A 23,565-nucleotide genomic window follows, 5' to 3' on the forward strand; every position below is an offset into this window, starting at 1 on the left:
AAATTGAATATCTCTGTTGTTGATTATTTACTTTGCAATATCCTCTTTCAAGATACTATATACATTAATATCTGTATATTTTCCAGTTATCAGAAGTTCACCGTCGCGTTCCGTACCTTCATGTGTGAATCCTAGACGCAGGGGGATGGCATTGCTGGCAGTGTTGCCTACGGCACATCTTATTTGGATACGGTTGAAACCTTTTTCAAAGAAAGCTAACAGGCATAGGTGATGTACGGCCCGGGTAACAAGACCTTTTCCTCTGTATTCAGGCAGTAGCCAATAACCTATTTCCGTACGATGGTTGGCGCGGTCTGAGAAATGAAAACCGATCAGTCCGCAAATGCTTTTCCCTTTTTCAATCATATATACGATATCCCGTTCTTCATACGGAACCTGTAACGATGAGGAAAGGAAGGATTGTTCATCGCCAACACTTTTCAGGCCATCGACAAAAGGTAGCCAGGCCCGTAAGTCGTCGCGGTTTTTATCTATTGCATCGAATATGATTCCGGCATCTTCATAAATAGCTTCACGGATGGTATAACCCGGAACTCCGAAAGACGAGGCATAAGGATAAATACATTTCTCGAATGCTTTCCTTATATTATTGCCTCTGTAACGAACTTCCCCTGTATATTGGAATCCCAGTGAATCAATCAGGTGAAGCATATATTCATTGTCATAATTAGTATCGACGCGAAAGTTATAGATTCCTTTCTGACGACTAACCTCTTCGGCTTCCAGCATAAAACGCTTAGCCATTCCCTGACGTTTCATTTCGTCGGCAACAGCCAAACGATGGACAATCATATAAGGTAATTCATTCGTCCATTTTCCATCGATATCTTTATAGACAGGTTCTCCGTCAAAAGAGATAACACCGTATGCAACCACTTTATTTCCTTTGCAGAAGACATAACCGTTACCGATCTTAATGTCTTGACTGATCGTTTCGAGAGCCGGATAGCTTTCGTCCCATTGGTGGCTGTTGAGCCGGCGCATTTGTTCTTTTGCTTGTCCGATAATAACCCAGATACGTTCGATATCTGTTTCTTCAGCTTTTCTGAATAGTAAGTCTGAAGCGATTTTCCTGTTGTCCATAGTATACTTATATTTCAGCAGATGCAAATATAATGATATATTTCGGGCAATCGGATATTTTTTGAAGAAGTAGGGGGAGGGAGAGAAGAAGAGTAGATTACAAATTACCTTGTAATCTACTCGTTGTTATCTTGATTGATTAAAATTCATAGTGGAAACCGAATGTCAGGTCTTCAGAACTCAGGCTGATACCGGACGTACTGTTGGCATATTTGTAATCATCGCGGTAACCTGCAAATCCGTATTTAGTAACGAATGTAAGGTTCTTGCATATCTCAAGCGCGATACCCGGCTTAATACCGATTTCAAAGCCGTTGACACTGTCGTTGCTTTCTGCTTTATAAGTAGAAACACCAACACCACCATCCACGAATAAACGAACAATACCTTTTTCAAAGAAAGAGAAACGTGCATAAGGAGCAAAATTGAATGCATTAGCCTTTAATTCGCCATTCTTGAAATGAGTATAACCGATTTCTGCAGCGATAGCCCAGGTCTTGTTCAGGTTATAGCCGACTTCAGGGGCGATAGTAAAATTGGTGACATCGGTGTTCTTGTCGTGAGTCAGATTGAAAGAACCACCTACATAAATCTGTGCATCAGCACTGATGATTGCCATAAATGCAACCACCAAAGTAAAAATCAATTTTTTCATCTTTGCTTGTATTTTAAACGTTAAATGTAAACGGGCGCAAAGATAAACAAAAATAAACATATGTTGTACGACATAAATATTTTATTGTTTGTCTTGCTTATTACAGAATATCCTTAACTTTGCCGCCGTAACAATTAACAAAAAAGCATTATGTCAGTTGCAAAGAGGGATTTAGATGATACTAGAAAGGTGACTACACATCGCCTGATGGAAATGAAACAACGTGGAGAAAAAATATCCATGTTGACAGCTTACGATTATTCAATGGCTAAACTGATCGATCAGGCAGGTATGGATGTTATCTTGGTCGGCGATTCAGCATCGAATGTGATGGCCGGAAATGTAACAACGCTTCCTATAACACTGGACCAAATGATTTATCATGGTAAATCTGTTATGAAAGCCGTTAATCGTGCATTGGTAGTAGTAGACCTGCCTTTCGGTACCTATCAGGGTAATTCGAAAGAGGCTTTGGCTTCCGCTATCCGTGTCATGAAGGAAACACATGCCGATTGTATTAAACTGGAGGGAGGTAGTGAAATAAGAGAATCCATTGAGCGTATCCTTTGTGCAGGTATACCTATAATGGGACATTTGGGTTTGACTCCGCAGTCTATCAATAAATTCGGAACTTACACAGTTCGTGCCCGTGAAGAAGCTGAAGCACAGAAGTTGATTGACGATGCACATCTGTTGGAAGAGATCGGTTGTTTTGCCATCGTGTTGGAAAAGATTCCGGCAGAGCTGGCTGCACGTGTCGCTTCCGAATTGACTATTCCTATTATCGGTATCGGTGCCGGTGGAGGTGTAGATGGTCAGGTTTTGGTTATGCATGATATGCTGGGTATCAACATGGGATTCTCTCCGCGCTTCCTTCGTAGATATGCTAATATCGGTGAAGAGATCACTCGTGCCGTACAGGCTTACATCGAGGATGTGAAGACACAGGATTTCCCGAACGAAAAAGAGCAGTATTAATACTGATTGAACTTATAAGAAGCACGTGTTTCGTGCTGTTGATTCTGTTTTGCCACTGTGATGACAATGTTTGTCATCCTAGTGGCAAAATCGTTAGCTTAGCATAATACCTTCTCTTTATTATTGATAAACATCTTTATTGATCATGAAATCTCATCTTTTAATAGGAGCAGCTTCCTCGGGAAGTGGGAAGACGACATTTACACTCGGACTACTTCGGGCATTGAAGAACCGGGGAGGGGAAGTCAGACCCTTTAAATGCGGACCGGATTATATCGATACACGCCACCATAAGATGGCGGCCGGTTCTCCTTCTGTAAATCTGGATAGTTTCATGATGTCGGAGCAACATATAAAGGAACTGTATCGGCATTATACTTCCGAAGCCGATTATGCAGTGACCGAAGGAGTGATGGGGCTTTTTGACGGATACGACGGAATGAAAGGCAGTAGTGCTGAAATAGCAGGTCTGTTGGGTATTCCGATCATACTGATTGTCAATGCAAAGAGTACGGCTTACTCTGTCGCTCCATTATTATATGGGTTTAAAAACTTCCATAAAGAACTTAATCTGGTAGGAGCCGTTTTCAATTTTGTCGCTTCGGAGAATCATTATTCTTTCCTGAAGCAGGCATGTCTTGATGCTGGGGTGGAAGCGTTAGGATATCTTCCTAAACAAGCGGATGTAGAGATTCCCAGTCGTCATTTGGGTTTATCATTGGATGAGGCATTTTGTTTCGATACGTTTGCCGATCGTGTAGCCGAACTGGTAGAAAAGCATGTCGATATAGACCGGCTTTTGGAACTGACGGCTTATCAGCCTGATGCACAGGTTTCTCATCTTCTTACTCAATCAGGGGAAAATACACTACCTTCTTTAAGAATATCGATTGCCCGGGATGCCGCTTTTAACTTTGCTTATGAAGAGAATATCCGGTTGTTGCAGCGGTTAGGTAAAGTAACCTTTTTCAGTCCTCTGAAAGATACGACATTGCCGGCGTCTGATTTTGTCTATTTACCCGGAGGATATCCTGAATTATATTTGTCCGAATTGTCTTCCAACCAGTCAATGCTCCGGTCAATCCGACAATATGTGGAAGCAGGAGGGAGACTGCTGGCAGAATGTGGCGGAATGATGTATTTATGTAATGAGATAAGATCGACAGAAGGAACTATTTATCCGATGGTTGGCCTGTTCAACCAGTCGGCCACTATGGAACAGATGAAGCTTCGCCTGGGATATCGTACCTTACATTATAAAGACTATATTATGAAAGGACACGAATTTCATTATTCCCGTGTCTTGCCCGGCGAAGAACATCCTGCATCAATTGCTACCGCGCAAACGGCAAAAGGAGTTTCTGTCGATACTCCACTTTACAGGTATAAGAACGTGCTGGCAGGCTATACGCACTTGTATTGGGGTGACAGCACGAATAATAAGTGGTTTATAGACTATTTGAACGGACTTATTTAGCCATAGCCTGTACTTTCAGTTCTTTGGGCATCTTCTCGATGGCATATCTTAATGAGGTACGGGGCATGGTTGCTTTTTTCGACATCACATAATCGAATACCTCTTCCTGATGAGCTTCGCTGGCAGCTTTCAGCATCCAGCCATATCCTTTTTGTACCAGATCGTCCGGGTCGTAAAGGAGAATATCTGCGATCTCGAAAATATCTTGCAGGAACATCCCTTTCCTGGCAGGAATGATCAGGGTAACGGCAGCCGCACGTTTGGTCCAGCGGTTATCCGACCGTGCCCATTCTTTCAACCTGAATATATAGTCCGGATACATTTCAATAAATGTTCCGATCGTATGATTGCATAGTGTGTCGCAAGATGCCCAATTGTTGACATACGAGTTTACCCATTTCTCAAATACGGTAAAGTCTTCCGGTTGGTATTGTGTATGAATATAGTAAGACCAGTTGCATGCAATGTACGATTCTTCCGAATAACCGGATTTCCACAATGTCTCACATAAAGAAAAGATTTCGTTCTTAGGAAGTTCTTTGATCGACGTGAAAAGTTCTTTACTGATCTTGTTGACAAGAGGAACCTTTACACCATGATACAAAATCTTTTCCTTGAAGAAGCTCTGGGCATTGTCACGAGTCTTTTCGTCTATGTTTTCAATGAGTGCCTGTTGTACTGTTTTTATGATTGTTTGCATAAGGTAGTCTTAATAATTTACTGCAAACATACATATTTTTATTATATATGCCGGTTTTATCGAAATAATCCTTATTTTCGTATAAACTAATAATTCATACCATGGTCAATACTATTTTTCTCGGTATCGCAATAGTTGCTTCAGCTATATTTCTGATACAGTTTATCATGTCTATCTTTTTCGGTGACCTGGATACAGATACGGATATCGATGCAGATCTTAGTAGTGCCGTGTCATTCAAAGGTTTTACCCATTTTTGTATCGGCTTCGGTTGGTATATGTATATTGCTAAAAGTACATCCATATCGACTTTCCTGGTCGGTATACTGATCGGATTGGCATTCGTTTTCGTCTTATGGTTCCTTTATAAAAAAGCCTATCAACTTCAGAAAGAGAATAAACCGGAGAAGACGGAAGCCCTTGTAGGTCGTGAATGTTCGATTTATGCACAAGACGGTGTTCGCTATTTCGTGCAGGTAGCTCAGAATGGAGCCTTGCGTGAAGTAGAAGTCCGTTCCCTGGAAGGAAAGAAGTATCAGACCGGAGACCGTACGATTATTTGCAAAGTAGAATCAGGAACAATTTATATACAATAACAAACTCAAGGATTAAGTTATGACACAGGAAATGTTAATTATGGTAGCCATTCTGGTAGTGGTTATCATCCTTTCTTTTATCGGAATATTATCCCGGTATCGTAAATGTAAGAGTGATGAAGTGCTGGTAGTGTATGGTAAGACATCAGGAGAGAAATCCGCCAAACTTTATCATGGTGGTGCCGCTTTCGTTTGGCCTATCATCCAGGGATATGAGTTTCTTTCCATGAAACCTCTTCAGATAGACTGCAAACTGACCGGAGCCTTGTCCGCCCAGAATATCCGTGTGGATGTTCCGACAACCATTACGGTGGCGATCAGTACGGATCCCGAAGTAATGCAGAATGCAGCCGAACGTCTGTTGGGGCTACAGCCGGAAGATAAACAGAACCTTATTACCGATGTCGTGTACGGTCAGATGCGTCTGGTTATTGCCGACATGACCATCGAGGAACTGAACTCCGACCGTGACAAATTCCTGTCCAAGGTACGCGACAATATCGATACGGAACTGCGCAAATTCGGTCTTTACCTGATGAACATCAACATCAGTGATATTCGTGATGCCGCCAACTATATCGTCAACCTCGGTAAAGAAGCGGAAAGCAAGGCTTTGAACGAAGCCCAGGCAAATATCGAAGAGCAGGAAAAACTGGGTGCTATCAAGATTGCCAATCAGATCCGTGAACGTGAAACGACTGTTGCCGAGACGCGCAAAGATCAGGATATTGCTATTGCTGAAACCAAGAAACAACAGGAAATTTCTGTAGCTAATGCCGATAAGGAGCGAATCGCACAGGTTGCCGTAGCCAATGCAGAAAAGGAATCGCAGGTTGCCCGTGCCGAAGCCGATAAAAATATCAATATCGAAAGAGCGAACACTGATAAGGAAAGCCGCGTGGCTGAATTGAATTCCGATATGGAAATCAAGAAAGCCGATGCCGAAAGAAAAGCTGCCATAGGACGAAACGAAGCAAACAAGGAAGTGGCCAAGTCGGATGCCGAACTTGCCGTAACTCAGGCGGAAGCCAATAAACAGGCAGGTGAAGCGGCAGCCAAATCGGAAGCCTCTGTACAGGCTGCCCGCGAAATTGCACAACGTGAAGTGGAAGAAGCGAAAGCCAAAAAGGTAGAATCTGCCCTGAAAGCACAAAAGATCGTGCCGGCCGAGATTGCCCGTCAGGAAGCGATCCTGCAAGCTGAAGCAGTTGCCGAAAAGATGATCCGTGAAGCTGAAGCGAAAGCAAAGGCAACATTGGCACAGGCCGAAGCCGAAGCAAGAGCTATCCAGATGAAACTGGAAGCCGAGGCTGAAGGTAAAAAGAAATCGTTGCTTGCCGAAGCTGATGGTTTCAAGGCGATGGTTGAGGCTGCCGAATCGAATCCGGCTATCGCTATCCAGTACAAAATGGTGGATCAATGGAAAGAAATTGCCGGCGAACAGGTGAAAGCATTCGAACATATTCAGCTGGGTGACATCACTGTCTTTGACGGTGGTCAGGGTACAACAGGTAATTTCCTGAACCAATTGGTCAAAACGGTGGCTCCGAGTTTGGGCGTATTGGATAAATTGCCGATTGGTGAAACTGTAAAGGGAATTATCCATCCGGAAGAAAAGGAAGAAAAGAAAGATACAACAAATAAGTAAGATGAGAATTTATACCAGAGGAGGCGATAAGGGTCGTACCGGTATCCACGGCGGTGAACGGGTTGACAAAGACGATATCCGTATCGAAGCGAACGGCACATTGGATGAAGTGAATGCACAAATCGGTATCGTGCGGGCTTTATTACCTCCTGAACATGAATGGCAAGATGTCTTAGGTAAAATACAACGGGAACTGATGGTGGTTATGTCACATGTGGCGACCCCGTCGGCTATCCGTGATAAGAATCCGAACAGTCTTTCGGAAGACCTGGTGTCTTTTTGCGAGCAGCAGATAGATACCCTGACCGCACAGATGGAAGATAGCGGATTTTTCATCCTTCCGGGAGGCACATTGATCTCCGCCCATCTGCAACTGGCCCGTACGATTGTCCGTCGTGCCGAACGTCGTTTGTGGACGTTGAACAGACAAGATCCCGTTGAAGAGAATATCCTTCAATTTACTAATCGCTTGTCCGATCTACTCTTTACGATGGCCCGTTACGAGATGTTTAAACAAGATCATGCGGAGGAGCGGTGGCAATCCTTTTTGTATAAGAGAAGAAAATAAGGTGACCTTAGGGCCACCTTGTTTTTATATTGCAACATCCTGCCAACTACCTTTTACTAATTCCCGTGTTGTCTTAAAACCAATTTCTTTCAGTATTTTGAACGCTTCTTCGCGTCCGTCATTTACCAGATCGGGATAATGGCAGTCAGAATTAACCATTACCGGAATATTCATCTCTTTCAGTAATCCGAGGTATTCTTTCCGAGGGAATATTTGCTGTTTCTTAACCAGGTTCTTGGTGTTTACTTCAACCATTAATCCTTTTTGAGCTATCAGGTCGAGGGTTGCTTTGAATGGAGCCTGGTACCAATCCGCATCAAAAGAGAAATCATTGCATTTGTGTCCGTTCATATAGATCTTGTCCATATGTCCCACGATGTCGAAACCACCGGCTTCGATCATTTTTAATGTAGAGTCGAAATAGCGGGCAACCAGTTTGCTGATGTCACCTTCGAAATAACGGTCTACCGAATTTTTGTAATCGGAAAAAGCCCCGTCTATGCACATCATATTATCTTCACTCAGATGTTCCGATAAAGGCAGGAAATGAATGGAGCCGATCCGATAATCCAACGGTAGTTCCTGAAAATAGGCGATGGAAGGATTATAAGTCTCATCCAGGTAATCGATTTCCAGGGATGTATATATTTCCAGCCGGTCTGCATATTTCTCCTTCAACCGGCTTATCTCTGCCAGATATTCGGGCATATCATCTTTTGACATATTCCAGAAAGTTTCGAAGGGTAGGGGCGAGTGTGATGAAAAACCATACGCCCGGAATCCATGCGATATAGCGAACTTTACAAAATCTTCAGGAGTACTACGCCCATCACAGAATGTGCAATGACTGTGGTAATTACTAAGTTGCATATAAATATTATATTGTCAATTGTTTTCGGTATGCAAAGATATGAAATCTTTCCATCTTATCGAAGTGGCTTCCCACAATAAATGAGGCCATAGCGGAACGCTTAAAATTTACGTTGTACAGACTATTTTTTGATGAACATATTGGCAATTTCGGTTGTTTATTAATTGAGTGATTGTTAAACAAGTGATAAATAAAAAATAGATATGAACAGGCGCGAAAGATTGGAACTGGAGATATCCAATATCCAGACGAAAATAGATAATCTTCCAAAAGATACACCGTCCCATATCCTGAAATCATGGAAAAAGGACCTGGTAAGTCTGGAGTTTGAATTGAATAATCTCGTGGATGGCGAGGAAGATAATAATTATTAAAGGTTAATGGTTTGTTTGAAAGAAAAGAAGCGGTAACAAATATGTTCCGCTTCTTTTTTATTTATAGAAAAATGTTTATTTATTTAATCACATTCAGTTCTTTACCAACCTTGATAAATGCTGCGATCGCCTTATCCAGATGTTCTTTTTCATGTCCGGCTGATAGTTGAACACGGATGCGTGCCTGGTCTTTCGGAACTACCGGATAATAGAATCCTGTTACATAGATTCCTTCTTCCTGCATCTTGGCTGCAAAATCCTGAGATAATTTGGCATCGTACAGCATAACAGCGCAGATAGCAGACTGAGTCGGTTTGATATCGAAACCGGCAGCCAGCATCTTATCGCGGAAATAAGAGACGTTACCCATCAGTTTTGTATGCAGGGCATCGCTTTCTTTCAGTATCTTGAACATTTCCAGACTGGCTCCGACAATAGCAGGTGCTACCGAGTTAGAGAACAGATAAGGACGTGAGCGCTGGCGAAGCATGTCGATAATTTCTTTTTTACCTGTAGTGAAACCACCCATTGCACCGCCAAATGCTTTTCCTAATGTACCTGTGAAGATATCTACTTTTCCATAAACATTATATTGTTCTGCCACGCCATGGCCGGTCGGACCGACAACACCCGCAGAGTGAGATTCGTCAACCATTACCAGTGCATCATATTTTTCTGCCAGTTCGCAGATCTTATCCATCGGAGCAACATTGCCGTCCATAGAGAATACGCCGTCTGTTGCAATGATGCGGTGACGTTGAGCCTGAGCTTCCTGTAGACAACGTTCCAGATCTGCCATATCGGCATTTGCATAACGATAGCGTTTTGCTTTACACAAACGTACACCGTCGATGATAGAAGCGTGGTTCAGTGAATCGGAGATGATAGCGTCTTCTTCGCCGAACAACGGTTCGAACAAACCTCCGTTTGCATCAAAGCATGCAGCATACAGAATAGTATCTTCCGTTTTGAAATAATCGGAAATGGCAGCTTCCAATTGTTTGTGCAAATCCTGAGTTCCGCAGATGAAACGAACGGATGACATTCCGTATCCGTGAGTATCCATAGCATCTTTTGCAGCTTTAATCAGACGCTGGTTGTCTGATAGACCAAGGTAATTGTTGGCACAGAAGTTTAAAACATCACTTCCGGCATTTACTTTAATGTCGGCTCTTTGAGGTGTAGTAATAATACGCTCATTTTTGTACAATCCGGCAGCTTTAATATTTGCCAGTTCCTGTGTAAGGAATTCTTTCAGTTTACCGTACATAACATTGTTTTTTGTTAGTATTTTTGAATCAAGTAGACGAAATTGTTTATAGTTGATGCAGACAAGTTACAGTTTGAAGCTTTTTATAAATGTAAGCTGCCAACTGTTAATAGTCAACTGTCAACCGATGAAGCAAAGGTCATATTTTTTTTTGAATTTTGGTATTAAAAAACACAAGAAAATAATGCAGGAACAATTTTATTCTCTATACCTTTGCCGCGGAAAAAACTTAAAAAGACAATAAAACGCAATGAAGAATGTATTAATTATTGGTTCTACCGGTCAGATCGGCTCAGAGTTAACCATGGAGTTGAGAAAACGTTATGATGGCGACATCGTGGCAGGTTATATTTCCGGTGCAGAACCTAAAGGAGAGCTGCTCGAATCGGGACCTTCTGCCATTGTTGACATAACAAACGAACAGCAGATCGCTGAGACAGTTTCTAAATATAAGATCGATACGATTTATAATCTGGCAGCTTTACTTTCGGCGGTAGCAGAAGCAAAACCCCAGCTAGCGTGGAAGATCGGTATGGGTGGTTTGTTCAATGTGCTGGAAGTAGCACGTGAGATGCATTGTGCTGTATTTACTCCGAGCTCGATCGGTGTATTCGGTAACAATACTCCGAAAGACAAAACTCCGCAGGATACAATTCGCAACCCGCGTACAATGTACGGTGTAACAAAAGTTTCCGGCGAGTTGCTGAGCGATTATTATAATATCCGTTTCGGTGTCGATACCCGTTCGGTTCGTTTCCCGGGATTGATCTCTTATGTAACTCCTCCGGGTGGTGGTACGACCGACTATGCTGTCGATATTTATTATTCTGCAGTCAAAGGCGAGAAGTTCGTATGTCCGATCGCTGCCGGAACATTTATGGATATGATGTATATGCCGGATGCATTACATGCAGCTATCCAGATCATGGAGGCCGATCCTACCCGTCTGCAACACCGTAACTCATTCAATATTGCTTCTATGAGTTTCGATCCGGAAATTATAGCAAATAACATCCGTAAATATATTCCTGACTTCCAGATGGAATATAATGTAGACCCGTTGCGTCAGGCAATTGCCGAGTCATGGCCTAACTCGCTGGATGATACTTGTGCCCGTCAAGAGTGGGATTGGAAGCCGACTTATGATCTGGATACAATGACTCGTGATATGATTGCAAAGTTGAAAGAGCGTTTCGATAAATAACAAATATAAGAGGTTTGGTGATGAGAGGGGATGTCCGGTTTCGGGTATCCCCTTCATTTTTATCTAACAAATAAGAAAGTTTCTAATAATAAATGGTTGCTTTTGTATGTTTTAGAACATGTTTCAGGTAAATAATGTTAATAGAATGCGTTTTTCTTGCAAATGTTATGCTGTATAACATAAAAGCACTATATTTGCACTGTGTTTTTCATGGTATTAGATTTAAGGTTAACAATGAAGATTGGCTGTCCGTGATGGATAGCCTTTTTTGCGTTTATATATAAGGTAATATAATGCTCGGAGTATAACCTATTCTGCCTACTCGATAAGTAGACCGACTGCTACTTATAGAGTAGGCAGTATGGTTACTTAGTAAGTAAGTTGCAGTCTACTTATTAAGTGGATTTTGCCTTACTTAGTAAGTAGACTTAGCCCTTGTTTGGTAGCAGGTTTGCGTTTAGATAGGATGACTTTTTTCTGTAAAATATCTTCAAAATATTTTGTTATATCAGAAAAAGGTTACTACTTTTACACAGTCAACAAAGATTGACTTCCTGGAATTTTAATAAATGTTACTAGTAGCATTTATTGGGGCTTAAATCCAAATTAAGCCAGTCGGCTAATAGTTCTGCCGACAACAACATGCGATATGCCTTACTCTTACAAAAGTAAGTCTTTAGTAAAGAGGTGGAAGGCGGGTTTTTAATAATCATATAAATTTTATGGTTTATGGCACTAAAATATAGACGTGTCAAAAAGACATTCGGTTTCGATAAATCGAAGACCGAGAAGTATGTGGTGGTTCCCGAAAGGGCAACCCCGGTGGAATTTGAATATATTTGAGATAATCTGAGGAAAGGAAACTGATTATCAACAGTTTTAGAAGACTTCCGCATGTATTGGGCACTGGATAAGTAGATGTAAAGTGCTTAGATACACTTCGTTTTACATGCTTTCAAATAACTCTACTCTTTTGCAAAGATACATAAGATTATGAAATAACCATACTTTTTTTAGGTTTTTGAGTGCCTGATTATAAAAAAGCCGTCGATGTATTCGACGGCTTTTCAGTTAGATTTTCATACTGCTTTTAGTGGGACGATCTGCATCAGAGGTAACACGGGGCACACTGCCTATAATGATTCTTCCACCCGAATTGTCCGCTATCTCCCGAAGCCGGGAAGGTATATAAGTTTGCCCGGTGGTTTGTGTCGGCTGGGGATTATCGGGCATCCGCTTTTCAGCCTTTTCAGGCTCATCTAAGGGCTGCCCTTCGCTTTCGCTAATCGGTTTAAGGGAAAGCTGTATCTTGCGGTCTAACTCCGTCAATTCGGCCCGCAAATCGGCCAGTTCGGGTTCTTTGCGCCAGGTACTTTCCACGACTTCTTTTAACAGCGGAATATCTTTGGAAAGTTGCTCATTCTCTTTTTGGAATTTCTCCAGCGTCGGTTCGATAGTGGCCAGCGCATTAATGAAATTCTGTGAGGCCAGTCGCGGATCGGCAGCCAGATTACCGTGATTATAATGATACAGGTAATTTCCTTCTCCCCGGAGATAAAAGCGGTTTTGTACCATATCCAAACCTTCTTTTTGAGTGGTTTCGCTTTTAACCAGAATATCGAAACCATAGAGGGTACCTACCTTGTCAAACTCCCCGGCAGTCCGGGCGGTTTCGGCGATATGGTTCAGGTGCTTGCCGATAAACTTTATATCGCCGCCCTGAACGCCATTGAGTTGGATCGGGTTCTTATAGGAGCCGTCTTCGTTCAACTGTACCTTACTATTGAAGTTATTCAGGTCACGTCCGATGCGTTCTATCAGGTCGCTGTTCTTATCAAAGGCTTTGGTTATCTCGTCCAGTTTGTAGCGGCTGGATGATTTACCCCGGACGAACGCCTGCCGTTCACTTTCCAGCGTGGTGATCCTTTTTTCCAGACGGGCTTTCTCCAGTAGTTCCGTATTGCCCGAAAGGATAGCCACGTATTCGGAGAAATTCATACCCGTTTTTTCATCTATCGCACCCTCGTCAATAGTACGGGAGCCCATATTGTTGGTTTTAAGCTGCCGGATAAACAGCTGTTTGTTATGGAGCAACCCGAATTTATAGGCGTCCAGCGATTTTTCGACGGCATACAGGACTACATCGACTTTATTATCGGCATAATACTTGGCAATCTCGTTGCCTGTGCGGATACCACGCCCATCGCGCTGCTCCAGGTCGCTGGGCCGCCACGGGCTGTCGAGGTGATGGATGGCAACGCATCGTTTCTGTGCGTTTACACCTGTTCCGAGCATTTCGGTAGAACCGAACATCACGCGGATTTTTCCGGCGTTCATATCGGCAATCATATTTTTCCGGGCGTTTTCGGTGGTCGCTTCCTGAATGAAGCGGACTTCGCCGGGTTTCAGTCCATGATCCTCCACCAGCTTGCGCTTCACTTCACTATATACATTCCATTCGCCGGGCTTATAGGTGCCCAGGTCGGAGAAAACGAACTGCGTGCCTTTGTGCTGGTCGAATTTTTTGTAATAACCGGCAACCAGGCGGGCGCAGTGGCTGGCCTTGTTATCGACATCGTCGCCGTAAAGAGCCGGGGAAATCATACGCATATCAAGCGACATTTTACGCGCGTAATCGGTGGCGATAAGCATTTTGGCTTTATCTTCCCGTTCGGTCAGGGGCAGACGGTGCAAAAGCGTGGCATCGCCCGTTTTTGCGAATTTCACCAGCCTGTCTATGAACTGAACCTGGTCGGGCGTGGGCGGAATATTATGCAGTATTTCGTTTTTCTCCGGGCGGTCGATACCAATATCGGCTGCGGTTCGGAAATCGGTTATTTCGGCATAAAATCCGGCCAGTTCCGGCACTTTGATAAAGTAGCGGAAGCGTTCTTTTTGTACAATCTCATTCGTTATTGAAAACTCATAATCTATGGTTTTCTTGGCGAATATGGCCGCCCAGGCATCGAAGGTTTTGATATTCTGCCTTTCGAGTTCTTTGGGACGGAGATACTTAAAGAGCAGGTACAATTCGGTGAGCGAATTGGAAATAGTCGTACCGGAAAGGTAGGTGGCTCCCAGGTCACGCCCGGTACGTTCCTGGATGGTACGGATGGCAAAGAGCATATTGAGTGCCCTTTGCGAACCTTCGGGATTACCCAGCCCCGCTACCCGGTCGTGGCGGGTATTGAATGTAAGGTTTTTGAATTTATGCGATTCATCGACATACAGGTGGTCGATGCCCATGTGCTTGAAATCGACCGCATCGTCCCTGCGTGTTTCGATGGAGTGCATTACCTTTTCCAGTTTGGCTTCCAGATTGAGCTTGCGTTTGATACACCCCTTCATCATAGCGCGGGAAACATGCTTGCCCTGTGCTTTGAGTAACTCCAGATTTTCCTCCACGCTGTCGAGTTCGGCTTGTAAAATCTCCTGTTGCAGTTCGGGGGATTGCGGAATCTTCCCGAATTGTTCATGTGTTAATATCACGGCATCCCAATCGTTGTTCTTTATCTCGCGAAAGATCCGCTCCCGGTTCTTGGGAGTAAAATCTTCCTTGCCGGGATAAAGGACACGGGCATTCGGATAAGCGGTGCAGAATGTGCGGGCTATTTCGTGGATATTGGCTTTCAGTCCGGTTATCATCGGCTTGTGAGCCAGTCCGAGCCGCTTTTTCTCCATTGCCCCGCAACACATGATTAGGGTTTTGCCACCGCCTACTTCATGGTCGCAGATGCCTCCACCTAATAATTTATCCATCCAGATGGCGTCCTTCTGACTTTGGTAGAGGTCGGATATTCCCAGCCCTTTGAGGTCGAGGCCGGGGAACGTCTGGTGCGAGCCGTCGTACTGCGGCCGCACGAAACAGTTAAAAGTACGGTTATAAAGGTCGGCAAGACGGTCTTTAAATTCGGGCGACTGCTCCCGGAGCCAGTCCGAAAAACCGTTGCGCATTTCGTCTATTTTGGAATTGGCCAGCTGTATGGCTTCCGGGTCGCGTACTTTGACTTCCTGCATTTTCCCATCGACCAGCATATTAACTTTTTTGGTAATATCGGGCGAGGTATTGTGCAGCGCGTGTTTCATCAGCGCTATGCCGTTGAATTTCCGGCTTTGGGAATCTACGGCATACTGGTTCTGTGTCTTTATGTTCAGTTTATCGGCCTTAACGTTATATTCGTCAATGTTGGGCGAAAAAGTGATCTGAACGTCCGTATCGAACAGCCAGGAGGCATACCTTTCATAAATGCCTTTGGGTATCCACCGCTCACCGAAATTGAAATCGAGGTCGTCAAAAGCAATGGGTTTCGGGGTGGCCTCCCGGAGTGCCCGCAGGGAAGCCTCCGCCTGAGCGTGTCCGGGATTGTCTTTCAGGAAACGCTCTACCCGGTCGGCTTTTTCAATGACGTTCCCGGCGATATACTTATCGGCAATTTCATAGCCGTCCATATCCGGGTTGTAATAGATGCTGCCGTGCAGTTCCTCCAGTATGGAATCCACCGTACCACCTGTCAGGGTAGCCATGTAAGGAAGATCAACGGAGGCGGATTTATTCAGGCTGGCTACAAGCGCTTCCCGTGCGTCGGCGGCCTGTGTAATCTCGTTGGGATTGAATGCTACCGGATGATGGAATATATCGGCTTTGTGAGCCACCCCGTCGATGTATCGTTCCAGTGAGAGGACTTCCTGACCGCGGGCATCCATTTTAATCAGGTCGAGGTTCTTCTTGTCGTTGAGTTTGCCGAAACGGTCTGTAAAATTATCGTACAGGCGGTTCAGCATTTCACGCAGGGCCGGATTGGCTTCGAGCCGTTCGGCTTCGTTTTGATACAGGTGATAGTAGGTATCCCGTATTTCAACGTAGATAGACGCTTTGGTTTCCTGTGTTTCGGATAGTTCCAGCGGGTGGAACATGGGCTGTAAACCGTCGATATTTTTCAGGTACCCGATTCGGTTGTGTTCGTCCGATACCAGCGACCCTTCGCGGTAATGCGCCTGTATTTCCGCTTTGAAAGGAACGGGTTTCAGGTATTCTTCCCGTTCGCGTTGTTCTTTTTCCTGTTGCTCCAGTTGTTCCCGCCGCCATTGCTGTTCAGCTTTCCGGGCATCTTCTACCGGATAGACCGGAGATGTAGTGCCGGATGCGAATTGTCCGGGCGACGGTTCCGCCTGCCGCTCCTTTTGCTCGCGCTCGCGCCGTGCGTTGAGCATGATTTCCTCGCGCCATTCGATTACGCGGTCTTCCTCCTGCTTCTTTTTCGGTTTGGCAGTCTTTTTACGTCGGCGCGGACGGCTTATCTGGCTGCGTTCCTCCTGGGAGAAACCGAACAGGTCGTATAATGTGATAAGCGGCTCCTGCTGCACATTCAGCGTCGGCTCTGCCACCCTTTGGGGTTTGGTAAGGATAGCAGGGTCATCCATATCAAAGAGGGTACCCCGGAACTCCCCTGCGGGAACGGTCGGTGCAGGCTCCATAGTCGCCTGTTGTTCAGGCTCTCCGGCAGGTTCGGCCATTCCGTAATCCTCCGGTTGCGGGGGGTATTCTTCCATTTGGCGCTGCTGCCGTTCCGCCGCCCATAGTCCGTAATCGGCCCAATCTTCGGCGGTCGGTTTATACTCCGTATTTTCGGCAGGCGTAATATCCTGCACCGGTTCCGTAGTCGCCAGCGGTGTCAGCTCACCGGTTTCCAAGTCCAAGTCGAATCCTTCGGCCTTCGCCTTACGAACGGCATCCTGGCCTTCGACCCATTCGTTAAACTTATGCCAATCTTCCGGCGTGGATTTCCAGTCGGGATTGAGGTAATCCGGACTGTCGTTTCCGGGTGGTCTTTGACTGCGGGAGGTGGAAACGTCGGCTTCCACTTTGTTTGAACCGCTGTCAATGTCCACCTGTTGGGTGCGCTCCGGTTTTATTTCCGGTGCAGCAACATTACGGACTTGCGATTGCTCTGCCACCTGCGGAGCAAAAGAGAGGTAGCGGTCCAGGTCGAGGTGTTTGGAAAAGTCCTCGGCCAGCATCCGGCGCAAGTCCTGTGCGATACCGTCCACGCCTCCGGCATGGGTAAACTCCATTGCCGGCTTTCCGTATGGATCAGTGCCGACCTTTGCGTCGGTATGAACGACGCGGTCGAGTTGCTGAAACAGGTTATTGACGGGAATACCGTTCGAGAGTTTGCGGGATTCTATAAAGTCTTGCTGCCGATGGGTAACGGCATATTCTCCCTGCGGTCTTTTCTGCAATACAATCAGGTCGCTGCCCACTTCTGTCCCGGCGTAATCGGTAAAAAGATTGTTGGGCAGGCGTACAGCGGAAACCACATTGCACCGCTGGGCCAGCCATTCCCTTACAGGGCGGTTCTGTTCTGAATTTAGGACGCCTTGCGAGGTGATAAAAGCGATAATACCGCCGTCGCGCACCGTATCGACGGATTTCATAAAGAAATAATTATGCAATGTCCGCGTACCCTGCCGCCGTACCGGGTCTGTGTGCGTGGAGAAAGCCGGGTCGAACAGCGCTACATCCCCGTATGGGATATTGCTGGCGATAACGTCATAATAGCCGTTATATTTACCTTCAATGCTCTCAAATCCCTGTGCCCTGACTGTAAATGTCGGGTTAAGATGTTTCAGGATAAGGGCTGTCAGGGGGTCTTTCTCGAAACAGGTTATCTCTGCTGACGGATTGGCCAGGTCGGCGTATTGCCCGAATATCCCGGTGCCAGCGCTCGGGTCGAGAAACCTGACCGGTTTTACCCCGCTTTCAAGCATCGCCGAAGTAAGCGCGTCCACGACTGCCGGAGGTGTGTAAAAAGCCGTCAGGACGGAGTTTTTTATCCCGTCCAGATACCTCTTGGCAATCTTCTCATCCGGCGACTCCTGCCGGATAACCTCATGCAGTTCTTTAACTAACGGGTATAAATCCTGATCGCCCTTCGGCCATTTATCGACGGGCACCTCCGAGGGTGGCGTATTTAATATGGCTTTGATACCTCCAAAACCGCTATATTCAGCCAGTATTTTCCGTTCCTGCGAAGTTTCCGCTTCAGCACTCCATTCGTAAGCAAAGGCGGTCTTTATCGCTTTTATATTCCGGCGAAGATGTTCCGCTTTATTAAACCTTGCCATCTTCCAGGAGTATTTGGACGATACCCGTCAGTTCGGTATATAAAAGACCGTATTCCGCAGTAGCGGCAAAATCATCCGACAGGTCGTACTTTGCCAGAATCTCCGTACATAATGGCAATAGCCGTAATGCGACGGCGGGAGCATCGTTTTCGGGTATTTCTGTGGAAAACTCATCCCACAGAATATTCCGCAGGGTATTGTAGGGTGAAAAGTGCAGGCCCCGGTAGAGTTCGGCACTCGCACGTTCTTCGGCTTCGATGTGGGTCAGTCCGCTTTTGACCGTATCGCTGTAAACCTCCGCCGCAAGGTCAGCCCTCCCGGCTATAAATGTATTGTCTGCCGCGAGGTCGGGGTGGTTATTGGTGAGATAGGATAAAAGGGATAAGCCGTAATAAGACAGGTCGCCCTGGGGCGTATGTTTTTTCTTTGTCATAACATTGGAATTTTTAGTGGTTGAAAATGACGGGAAGGGGAAAGCGAAAAGGCGCTCCGGGTATCCCTACCCAGAGCGCCGACCACTAAAAATTCTCCGTTATATCAAGTTGATCTTAAAAAAACAACCCGTACACAAAGAATTTTATAGTGGCAAAGATAACGATTTATTTTCGCTTACCGCCTTTCCCTGCTTTGCCCGGTTTATTCTTCGGGAAATCGAATACGGTCTTAAACTCCGGATCAAAGGTTACGGCGGCATCGAATGTGCCTCCGGCCGACTTCTGAAATCCTTTGATAAGTCCGGTTTTACCTTTGTTAAACAGGTCTGCCAGCTGCCCGTCGGAAAGTTCCTTGCGGGCCATGCTGCGGAATACGGTCAGGGCGCAATCAGGGTTCTGGCATTTGGCTACTTTGGGATAGAATACCACGGGCTGCCCGCAACGGGGGCAGGTTGCCCCAGCCCGGCGGCCGCCGCCTTCGATTTGAGCCGTCAGCAATTCAGAGGCGATTTGTGCGGTAAACACTTCTATTCCCTGATGAAAAGTAAAGGCGTCCATCTCTCCGGAGGCGATTTTCGACAAGGCGAGTTCCCAGCCGCCGGTCATGGCTACGTCGGCGATCTTCTTATCCTTTACTATTTCGTAAACGGCCAGTCCCTTATCGGTCGGTACGAGGGACTTCTTCTCCCTGCGGATGTATTCACGGGCAAAGAGGGTTTCGATAATGGCTGCGCGGGTAGCCGGGGTTCCGATACCGGATTCTTTCATGGCTTCGCGCTCGGCTTCGTCTTCCAGTTCCCGCCCTGCCGTCTCCATCGCTGCCAGCAGGCTGCTTTCGGTATGAACCGGGCGGGGTTTGGTCTGTTTTTCCAGCACGTCGCATCCTTTCACGGGCAGGATGTCGCCTTCGGCCAGGTCGGGCAGAATGGTTGTGTCTTCCTCTTTATCTTCTTCCTGGCTGCCGAATACTTTCTGCCAGCCCGCTGACAGGATCACGGAACCCCTTGCGGTAAAATCCATTCCGGTGCACGTCAGGCTGACAAATGTGTTCTCTTTACGGCAAGCGGGTGAAAAGGCTTCCAGCATACGACCGGCTATCATTTCGTAAATGGTACGCTGGTCGGCTGTCAGTTCCTTCGGAATGTTTTCTGTCGGCAGTATGGCGTGGTGGTCGGTAATCTTACTGTCGTCCACCGCACGGATATTCAGTATTTTCATATCCATTTCCCCGGCATAAGCCGAAAAGCGCCCGTAGGCTTTCAATCCGGCAATACGTTCCGGTATCTCGTCCATGATGTCCGCCGATATATACCGGGAGCCGGTACGGGGATAGGTAATCAGTTTGGCCTCGTAAAGCCCTTGTGCTATATTCAGGGTTTTATCCGCCGAAAAGCCGTGCTTGCTGTTAGCCTCCTTTTGAAGGGCTGTCAGGTCATACGGCAGGGGTGGCTGCTGGTTTACCTCCTTGCGTTCCACTTTGGCAACCTGTACCTGCCCTGCATCGGTTACAGCGGCAAAAGCCGTATCTGCGGCATCCCTGCGGTCGTATTTTTTTACCGACAGGGCGGCGAATACGGTAGCCTGTTTGGCGGTGTGGAGTTTCAGTTGGAAATAGGTCTGTGGGGTAAACGACCTATTTTCCAGATAACGGGCGCAAATAATCGCCAGCGTGGGTGTCTGCACCCGGCCGAGCGACCATACACCGTTTCCGGCGGCGATAGCCAGTGCTCGGGAGGCATTCAGGCCCACCAGCCAATCGGCTTTCGCCCGTGCGTCGGCGGCAAAATAGAGGTTGTCGTACTCCTTGCCCGGACGGAGGTTCTGCAATCCCTCGCGGATGGCACGGTCGGTCAGGCTACTGATCCACAATCGACGACACGGAGTTTTGCTCCCTACATAATTATATATATAGCGATGTATAAGTTCGCCTTCACGGCCGGCATCGGTGCCCACGATAATTTCATCGGCACGGCTGAACAGTTCCTGAATAGTTTTAAGTTGTTTCATCACGCCGGGATCGTCTTTATAGATTTTACCCTCGCGTACCTGACGGGGTTTTAGAATGAATTGCTGCGGGAGAATAGGCAGGTCTTCGGCTTTAAATCCCGTAAATCCGTATTCGTCGGGCATAGCCAACCCTACCAGGTGACCGAATGCCCAGGTGACGGCGTAGCCGTTACCGTCTATATAGCCGTCTTTGCGGCTGTTTGCTCCGACGATAGCGGCTATTTCACGCGCTACCGACGGTTTTTCAGCTATGATTACTTTCATTGTGATACTATTTAATGGATGAATACTGTGTTAAATCCGGACGCCTTTCTTGGCTTTCGGCGCGGACGGCTTTCTGGCAGGGGCGGCTTGCCGCTGCTTGTTCTCGTCCTGCTTTTTCTGCTGCCCTTCTGTGGGTTTCTGCTGGCCCTGTTTCAGCGGCTCTTTTACGTTTTTGGTCGACTCGTTGGTCTTACCCTCGGTATTGACGGCGTGCTGGGTCTTGCTCTCGTTAGCGGGTTTCACCTCCGCGCCCTGCTTTTTGGCATAGTCGGGGTTCCACCTGAAAAACTCCAGCTTCCCTTTCTCAAAATTGGGCTTTACCCACAGGTTGATGGGTTCGTCCTTGCCGTCCAGCATCATGCCTTTCACATAGGTGGCCCGGACATTTTTCTGTTTGGTGGGGTCGGCTTCGGCTTCTTTCCACTGATTGTATGCTTTGTCCGGCACCTCGGCTCCACCCAATAACTTGTGGATGAAACTTTGTCTTTGGGAATTGCCGGGAGCCTGTTTCTGCTCCTTCTTTTCCGACGCCACCTTCTCCCGCCGGATTTCTTTATTCGCCTGGGCATAGCGGTTGCGGTCGAGGCCCTCGTAGGAAAAATCGAAATTACGGTTGGAGGCATTGATCTGGATATAGGCATCGCGCTTATATCCGGCGCGGGTGGTCATCCCCTCCAGCAATATCTTTTTGCCGTGGTCGTACAGGTCGATCTGCTGGCCTTTGGAGAGTTCCACGCCTTTGATGTTTGTACGTTTTGGGAAATCGGCCACCCGCATTACTTCCAGCGTGTTGGTCATCTTGTCGAGTGTAACATAACACGGTTCCTTTTTGCCGGGGGTAATTTCCAGTTTAATGGTTTTACCCGCGTTGCCGGTCAGTTCGAGGTTGGTTTTGGTTTCGGAGTCGAGTTTCTTACCGTACAGGGGAGCATCGAAGTTGGGTTTTTCCTGCCAGTAGTGGGGCCTGACTTTAATAGAGCCATCCGGCTGTTCTTCCAGCGATACGCGCCCTTTGGTGGGTACCCGCACTCCGCCGGGTTCCATTTCGGGGTTCATATCTATCAGCCCGTTGGACTTGTGACCGTAGGACATAGCCCGCAGGTGCGGTTCCATATCTTCCCAGCGGATGCCCTTGCGCTCCATATCGGCCCGGTCGATTTTGTTTAAATCGAGAGGTTGGAAGGCTTGGGATTCCTCGCCCGCATCCTGTTTCTGTTGCTGTCCTTTCTGGAGTTCGGCAGCGGGATCGACGCGGTACTTTTCCAGTTCTTCGGGAGGAAAGTCCATTTTGATAAGTTTGCGGAGAACGCTCTCGGTCATAATGAAAATGTTGGATAATCCCGTATGGGCCGGATTATCGGCCTGCTCCAGCATCTTTTTGAAGAAGGCTTCGAGCACCGAATCCTGGGTGTTCACGTTCAGCAGGGAAGCGATGTTCGATTCGGTGGGGTCAATGGTCTGGATGTTCCCATCCTTGTCCACGTTGGTAACGGCTTTCAGTTTGCCGTCGCTTGCGTCTTTGACGAGCATTACTTTTTTCTCGTCTTTTTTCTTTTTTTCGTCCATATTGCGAATGATTTAAATGAGCGCCAACATCGGCGCACGGACGAAATTAGGCTTAATCAGCTGGCTGGTAAAGGGTTGAATGGCGTGCGGAAGTGTCAGGAAAATAACTGGCGACTTGTGGCTTTAAACTCCACTGCGGGAAAGAGAAAAACATCCGCTGTTTACTCCCTGAACTGAATTTATTCCCTAACTTTGGGAACAGATATAATGAAATAAATATGATCGAACAATTTTACGCCATCGGCCACCTGACGACGGAGCAGTTAAGGGAACTGTTTTCATCCAACCGTAACCGGGGTTGGGTAGATTATGAATATTACAAGCTGATGCCCGAGGGGGGTACTCCGCCGGAACTCACGGACGAGGAAATACTGTTTAATATGGACGCGGCCAATCCGCACAATTATTTTGTATTTATGTTGGGCATGGAAGACGAGCCGGACGGGATTATGATAGGCTTCGGGCTGACGGAATATCCGGCATTCGGGGCATACCTGCACCTGGATATGGAGTTGCTGGACGAGATAGTGAAGAAATATAAACTGGAAGAAACTGGTACGGAAACAGACCGACTTTTATTTACAGGGGGCGCGGACAGCCTGCCGAACTGATTATACCTCTTGGGGAATAGGTTGTATAAGGCAATAGGCGCCCAATGAGCGCCTATACTTTAATTCCTCCCTCCTTAAATCGTTGGAGGGCCATGCCCTGCCATACCTCACCG

At 46.5% G+C, this 23,565-nt stretch carries 17 protein-coding genes; 8 read left to right on the forward strand and 9 right to left on the reverse strand.

Annotated features, from left to right (window positions below; genetic code table 11):
* Positions 1-27: 27 nt before the first annotated feature.
* Positions 28-1,104 (reverse strand): GNAT family N-acetyltransferase, encoded by a 1,077-nt coding sequence (locus tag M1P97_RS02930; RefSeq protein WP_249388336.1) that lies wholly within the window; start codon positions 1,102-1,104, stop codon positions 28-30.
* A 139-nt stretch (positions 1,105-1,243) separates the two neighbouring features.
* A complete protein-coding gene (locus tag M1P97_RS02935) occupies positions 1,244-1,759 on the reverse strand; it encodes an outer membrane beta-barrel protein (protein ID WP_249388337.1) in 516 nt (171 codons plus the stop codon).
* A 150-nt stretch (positions 1,760-1,909) separates the two neighbouring features.
* On the opposite strand from M1P97_RS02935, the gene panB reads away from it, so the two are divergent.
* A complete protein-coding gene (panB, locus tag M1P97_RS02940; RefSeq protein ID WP_075557868.1) occupies positions 1,910-2,737 on the forward strand; it encodes a 3-methyl-2-oxobutanoate hydroxymethyltransferase in 828 nt (275 codons plus the stop codon).
* A 145-nt stretch (positions 2,738-2,882) separates the two neighbouring features.
* Positions 2,883-4,214, forward strand: a complete 1,332-nt coding sequence (locus tag M1P97_RS02945; protein ID WP_249388338.1) for a cobyrinate a,c-diamide synthase — start codon at positions 2,883-2,885, stop codon at positions 4,212-4,214.
* Here the strand turns inward: M1P97_RS02945 and M1P97_RS02950 are convergent.
* Positions 4,207-4,914 carry a DNA alkylation repair protein gene (locus tag M1P97_RS02950; RefSeq protein WP_249388339.1) on the reverse strand — a complete coding sequence of 236 codons (708 nt, stop codon included), beginning with the start codon at positions 4,912-4,914 and terminating at the stop codon, positions 4,207-4,209. The two genes, M1P97_RS02945 and M1P97_RS02950, sit on opposite strands and share 8 nt — an antisense overlap.
* A gap of 101 nt (positions 4,915-5,015) precedes the next feature.
* Between M1P97_RS02950 and M1P97_RS02955 the strand changes: the two genes are divergently transcribed.
* From M1P97_RS02955 to M1P97_RS02965, 3 genes are read left to right on the forward strand one after another with little or no spacing between them, the layout of a single operon-like run.
* Positions 5,016-5,510 (forward strand): hypothetical protein, encoded by a 495-nt coding sequence (locus tag M1P97_RS02955; RefSeq protein ID WP_075557865.1) that lies wholly within the window; start codon positions 5,016-5,018, stop codon positions 5,508-5,510.
* Positions 5,511-5,529: 19 nt separating this feature from the next.
* Positions 5,530-7,158 (forward strand): flotillin family protein, encoded by a 1,629-nt coding sequence (locus M1P97_RS02960; protein WP_195374267.1) that lies wholly within the window; start codon positions 5,530-5,532, stop codon positions 7,156-7,158.
* Position 7,159: 1 nt separating this feature from the next.
* Positions 7,160-7,726, forward strand: a complete 567-nt coding sequence (locus tag M1P97_RS02965; RefSeq protein WP_195374266.1) for a cob(I)yrinic acid a,c-diamide adenosyltransferase — start codon at positions 7,160-7,162, stop codon at positions 7,724-7,726.
* A gap of 24 nt (positions 7,727-7,750) precedes the next feature.
* Here M1P97_RS02965 and M1P97_RS02970 read toward each other — a convergent pair whose 3' ends face one another.
* Entirely contained in the window at positions 7,751-8,596 is an 846-nt protein-coding gene (locus tag M1P97_RS02970; protein ID WP_195374265.1) for a histidinol-phosphatase, read from the reverse strand.
* A 204-nt stretch (positions 8,597-8,800) separates the two neighbouring features.
* Between M1P97_RS02970 and M1P97_RS02975 the strand changes: the two genes are divergently transcribed.
* Positions 8,801-8,971 (forward strand): hypothetical protein, encoded by a 171-nt coding sequence (locus M1P97_RS02975; protein WP_195374264.1) that lies wholly within the window; start codon positions 8,801-8,803, stop codon positions 8,969-8,971.
* A 79-nt stretch (positions 8,972-9,050) separates the two neighbouring features.
* Here the strand turns inward: M1P97_RS02975 and kbl are convergent, their stop codons facing one another.
* The gene (gene kbl / locus M1P97_RS02980) at positions 9,051-10,241 is read right to left on the reverse strand and encodes a glycine C-acetyltransferase (RefSeq protein ID WP_195374263.1); all 1,191 of its coding nucleotides are present in this window, start codon (positions 10,239-10,241) and stop codon (positions 9,051-9,053) included.
* 250 nt (positions 10,242-10,491) lie between these two features.
* Here kbl and M1P97_RS02985 point away from each other — a divergent pair, with 250 nt between their 5' ends.
* Positions 10,492-11,445: an NAD-dependent epimerase/dehydratase family protein gene (locus M1P97_RS02985; protein ID WP_195374262.1), complete on the forward strand. Its 954-nt coding sequence runs from the start codon at positions 10,492-10,494 to the stop codon at positions 11,443-11,445.
* A gap of 1,071 nt (positions 11,446-12,516) precedes the next feature.
* Here M1P97_RS02985 and M1P97_RS02990 read toward each other — a convergent pair.
* The 4 genes from M1P97_RS02990 to M1P97_RS03005 form a co-directional block, all read right to left on the reverse strand.
* Positions 12,517-18,570, reverse strand: coding sequence for a helicase-related protein (locus M1P97_RS02990; protein WP_249388340.1), 6,054 nt, complete (start codon positions 18,568-18,570; stop codon positions 12,517-12,519).
* Positions 18,557-19,003, reverse strand: a complete 447-nt coding sequence (locus M1P97_RS02995; RefSeq protein ID WP_221656164.1) for a DUF1896 domain-containing protein — start codon at positions 19,001-19,003, stop codon at positions 18,557-18,559. Before M1P97_RS02995 ends, M1P97_RS02990 begins: the two co-directional genes overlap by 14 nt.
* A gap of 166 nt (positions 19,004-19,169) precedes the next feature.
* Positions 19,170-21,275, reverse strand: a complete 2,106-nt coding sequence (locus M1P97_RS03000) for a type IA DNA topoisomerase (RefSeq protein ID WP_221656165.1) — start codon at positions 21,273-21,275, stop codon at positions 19,170-19,172.
* A gap of 30 nt (positions 21,276-21,305) precedes the next feature.
* Positions 21,306-22,841, reverse strand: coding sequence for a DUF4099 domain-containing protein (locus M1P97_RS03005; RefSeq protein ID WP_221656166.1), 1,536 nt, complete (start codon positions 22,839-22,841; stop codon positions 21,306-21,308).
* A 218-nt stretch (positions 22,842-23,059) separates the two neighbouring features.
* Here M1P97_RS03005 and M1P97_RS03010 point away from each other — a divergent pair, with 218 nt between their 5' ends.
* The gene (locus M1P97_RS03010; RefSeq protein WP_249388341.1) at positions 23,060-23,452 is read left to right on the forward strand and encodes a hypothetical protein; all 393 of its coding nucleotides are present in this window, start codon (positions 23,060-23,062) and stop codon (positions 23,450-23,452) included.
* Positions 23,453-23,565 lie beyond the last annotated feature (113 nt).

Origin of the sequence: Parabacteroides leei (assembly GCF_023369805.1) — a bacterium.
Taxonomy (GTDB): domain Bacteria; phylum Bacteroidota; class Bacteroidia; order Bacteroidales; family Tannerellaceae; genus Parabacteroides; species Parabacteroides leei.

Coding starts and splice junctions, on each gene's coding strand:
- kbl (WP_195374263.1), bottom strand. CDS start 10,241: ATGTACGGTAAACTGAAAGAATTCCTTACACAGGAACTGGCAAATATT.
- M1P97_RS02960 (WP_195374267.1), top strand. CDS start 5,530: ATGACACAGGAAATGTTAATTATGGTAGCCATTCTGGTAGTGGTTATC.
- panB (WP_075557868.1), top strand. CDS start 1,910: ATGTCAGTTGCAAAGAGGGATTTAGATGATACTAGAAAGGTGACTACA.
- M1P97_RS02995 (WP_221656164.1), bottom strand. CDS start 19,003: ATGACAAAGAAAAAACATACGCCCCAGGGCGACCTGTCTTATTACGGC.
- M1P97_RS02990 (WP_249388340.1), bottom strand. CDS start 18,570: ATGGCAAGGTTTAATAAAGCGGAACATCTTCGCCGGAATATAAAAGCG.
- M1P97_RS03000 (WP_221656165.1), bottom strand. CDS start 21,275: ATGAAAGTAATCATAGCTGAAAAACCGTCGGTAGCGCGTGAAATAGCC.
- M1P97_RS02935 (WP_249388337.1), bottom strand. CDS start 1,759: ATGAAAAAATTGATTTTTACTTTGGTGGTTGCATTTATGGCAATCATC.
- M1P97_RS02950 (WP_249388339.1), bottom strand. CDS start 4,914: ATGCAAACAATCATAAAAACAGTACAACAGGCACTCATTGAAAACATA.
- M1P97_RS02985 (WP_195374262.1), top strand. CDS start 10,492: ATGAAGAATGTATTAATTATTGGTTCTACCGGTCAGATCGGCTCAGAG.
- M1P97_RS03005 (WP_221656166.1), bottom strand. CDS start 22,841: ATGGACGAAAAAAAGAAAAAAGACGAGAAAAAAGTAATGCTCGTCAAA.
- M1P97_RS02970 (WP_195374265.1), bottom strand. CDS start 8,596: ATGCAACTTAGTAATTACCACAGTCATTGCACATTCTGTGATGGGCGT.
- M1P97_RS02965 (WP_195374266.1), top strand. CDS start 7,160: ATGAGAATTTATACCAGAGGAGGCGATAAGGGTCGTACCGGTATCCAC.
- M1P97_RS02955 (WP_075557865.1), top strand. CDS start 5,016: ATGGTCAATACTATTTTTCTCGGTATCGCAATAGTTGCTTCAGCTATA.
- M1P97_RS02945 (WP_249388338.1), top strand. CDS start 2,883: ATGAAATCTCATCTTTTAATAGGAGCAGCTTCCTCGGGAAGTGGGAAG.
- M1P97_RS03010 (WP_249388341.1), top strand. CDS start 23,060: ATGATCGAACAATTTTACGCCATCGGCCACCTGACGACGGAGCAGTTA.
- M1P97_RS02930 (WP_249388336.1), bottom strand. CDS start 1,104: ATGGACAACAGGAAAATCGCTTCAGACTTACTATTCAGAAAAGCTGAA.
- M1P97_RS02975 (WP_195374264.1), top strand. CDS start 8,801: ATGAACAGGCGCGAAAGATTGGAACTGGAGATATCCAATATCCAGACG.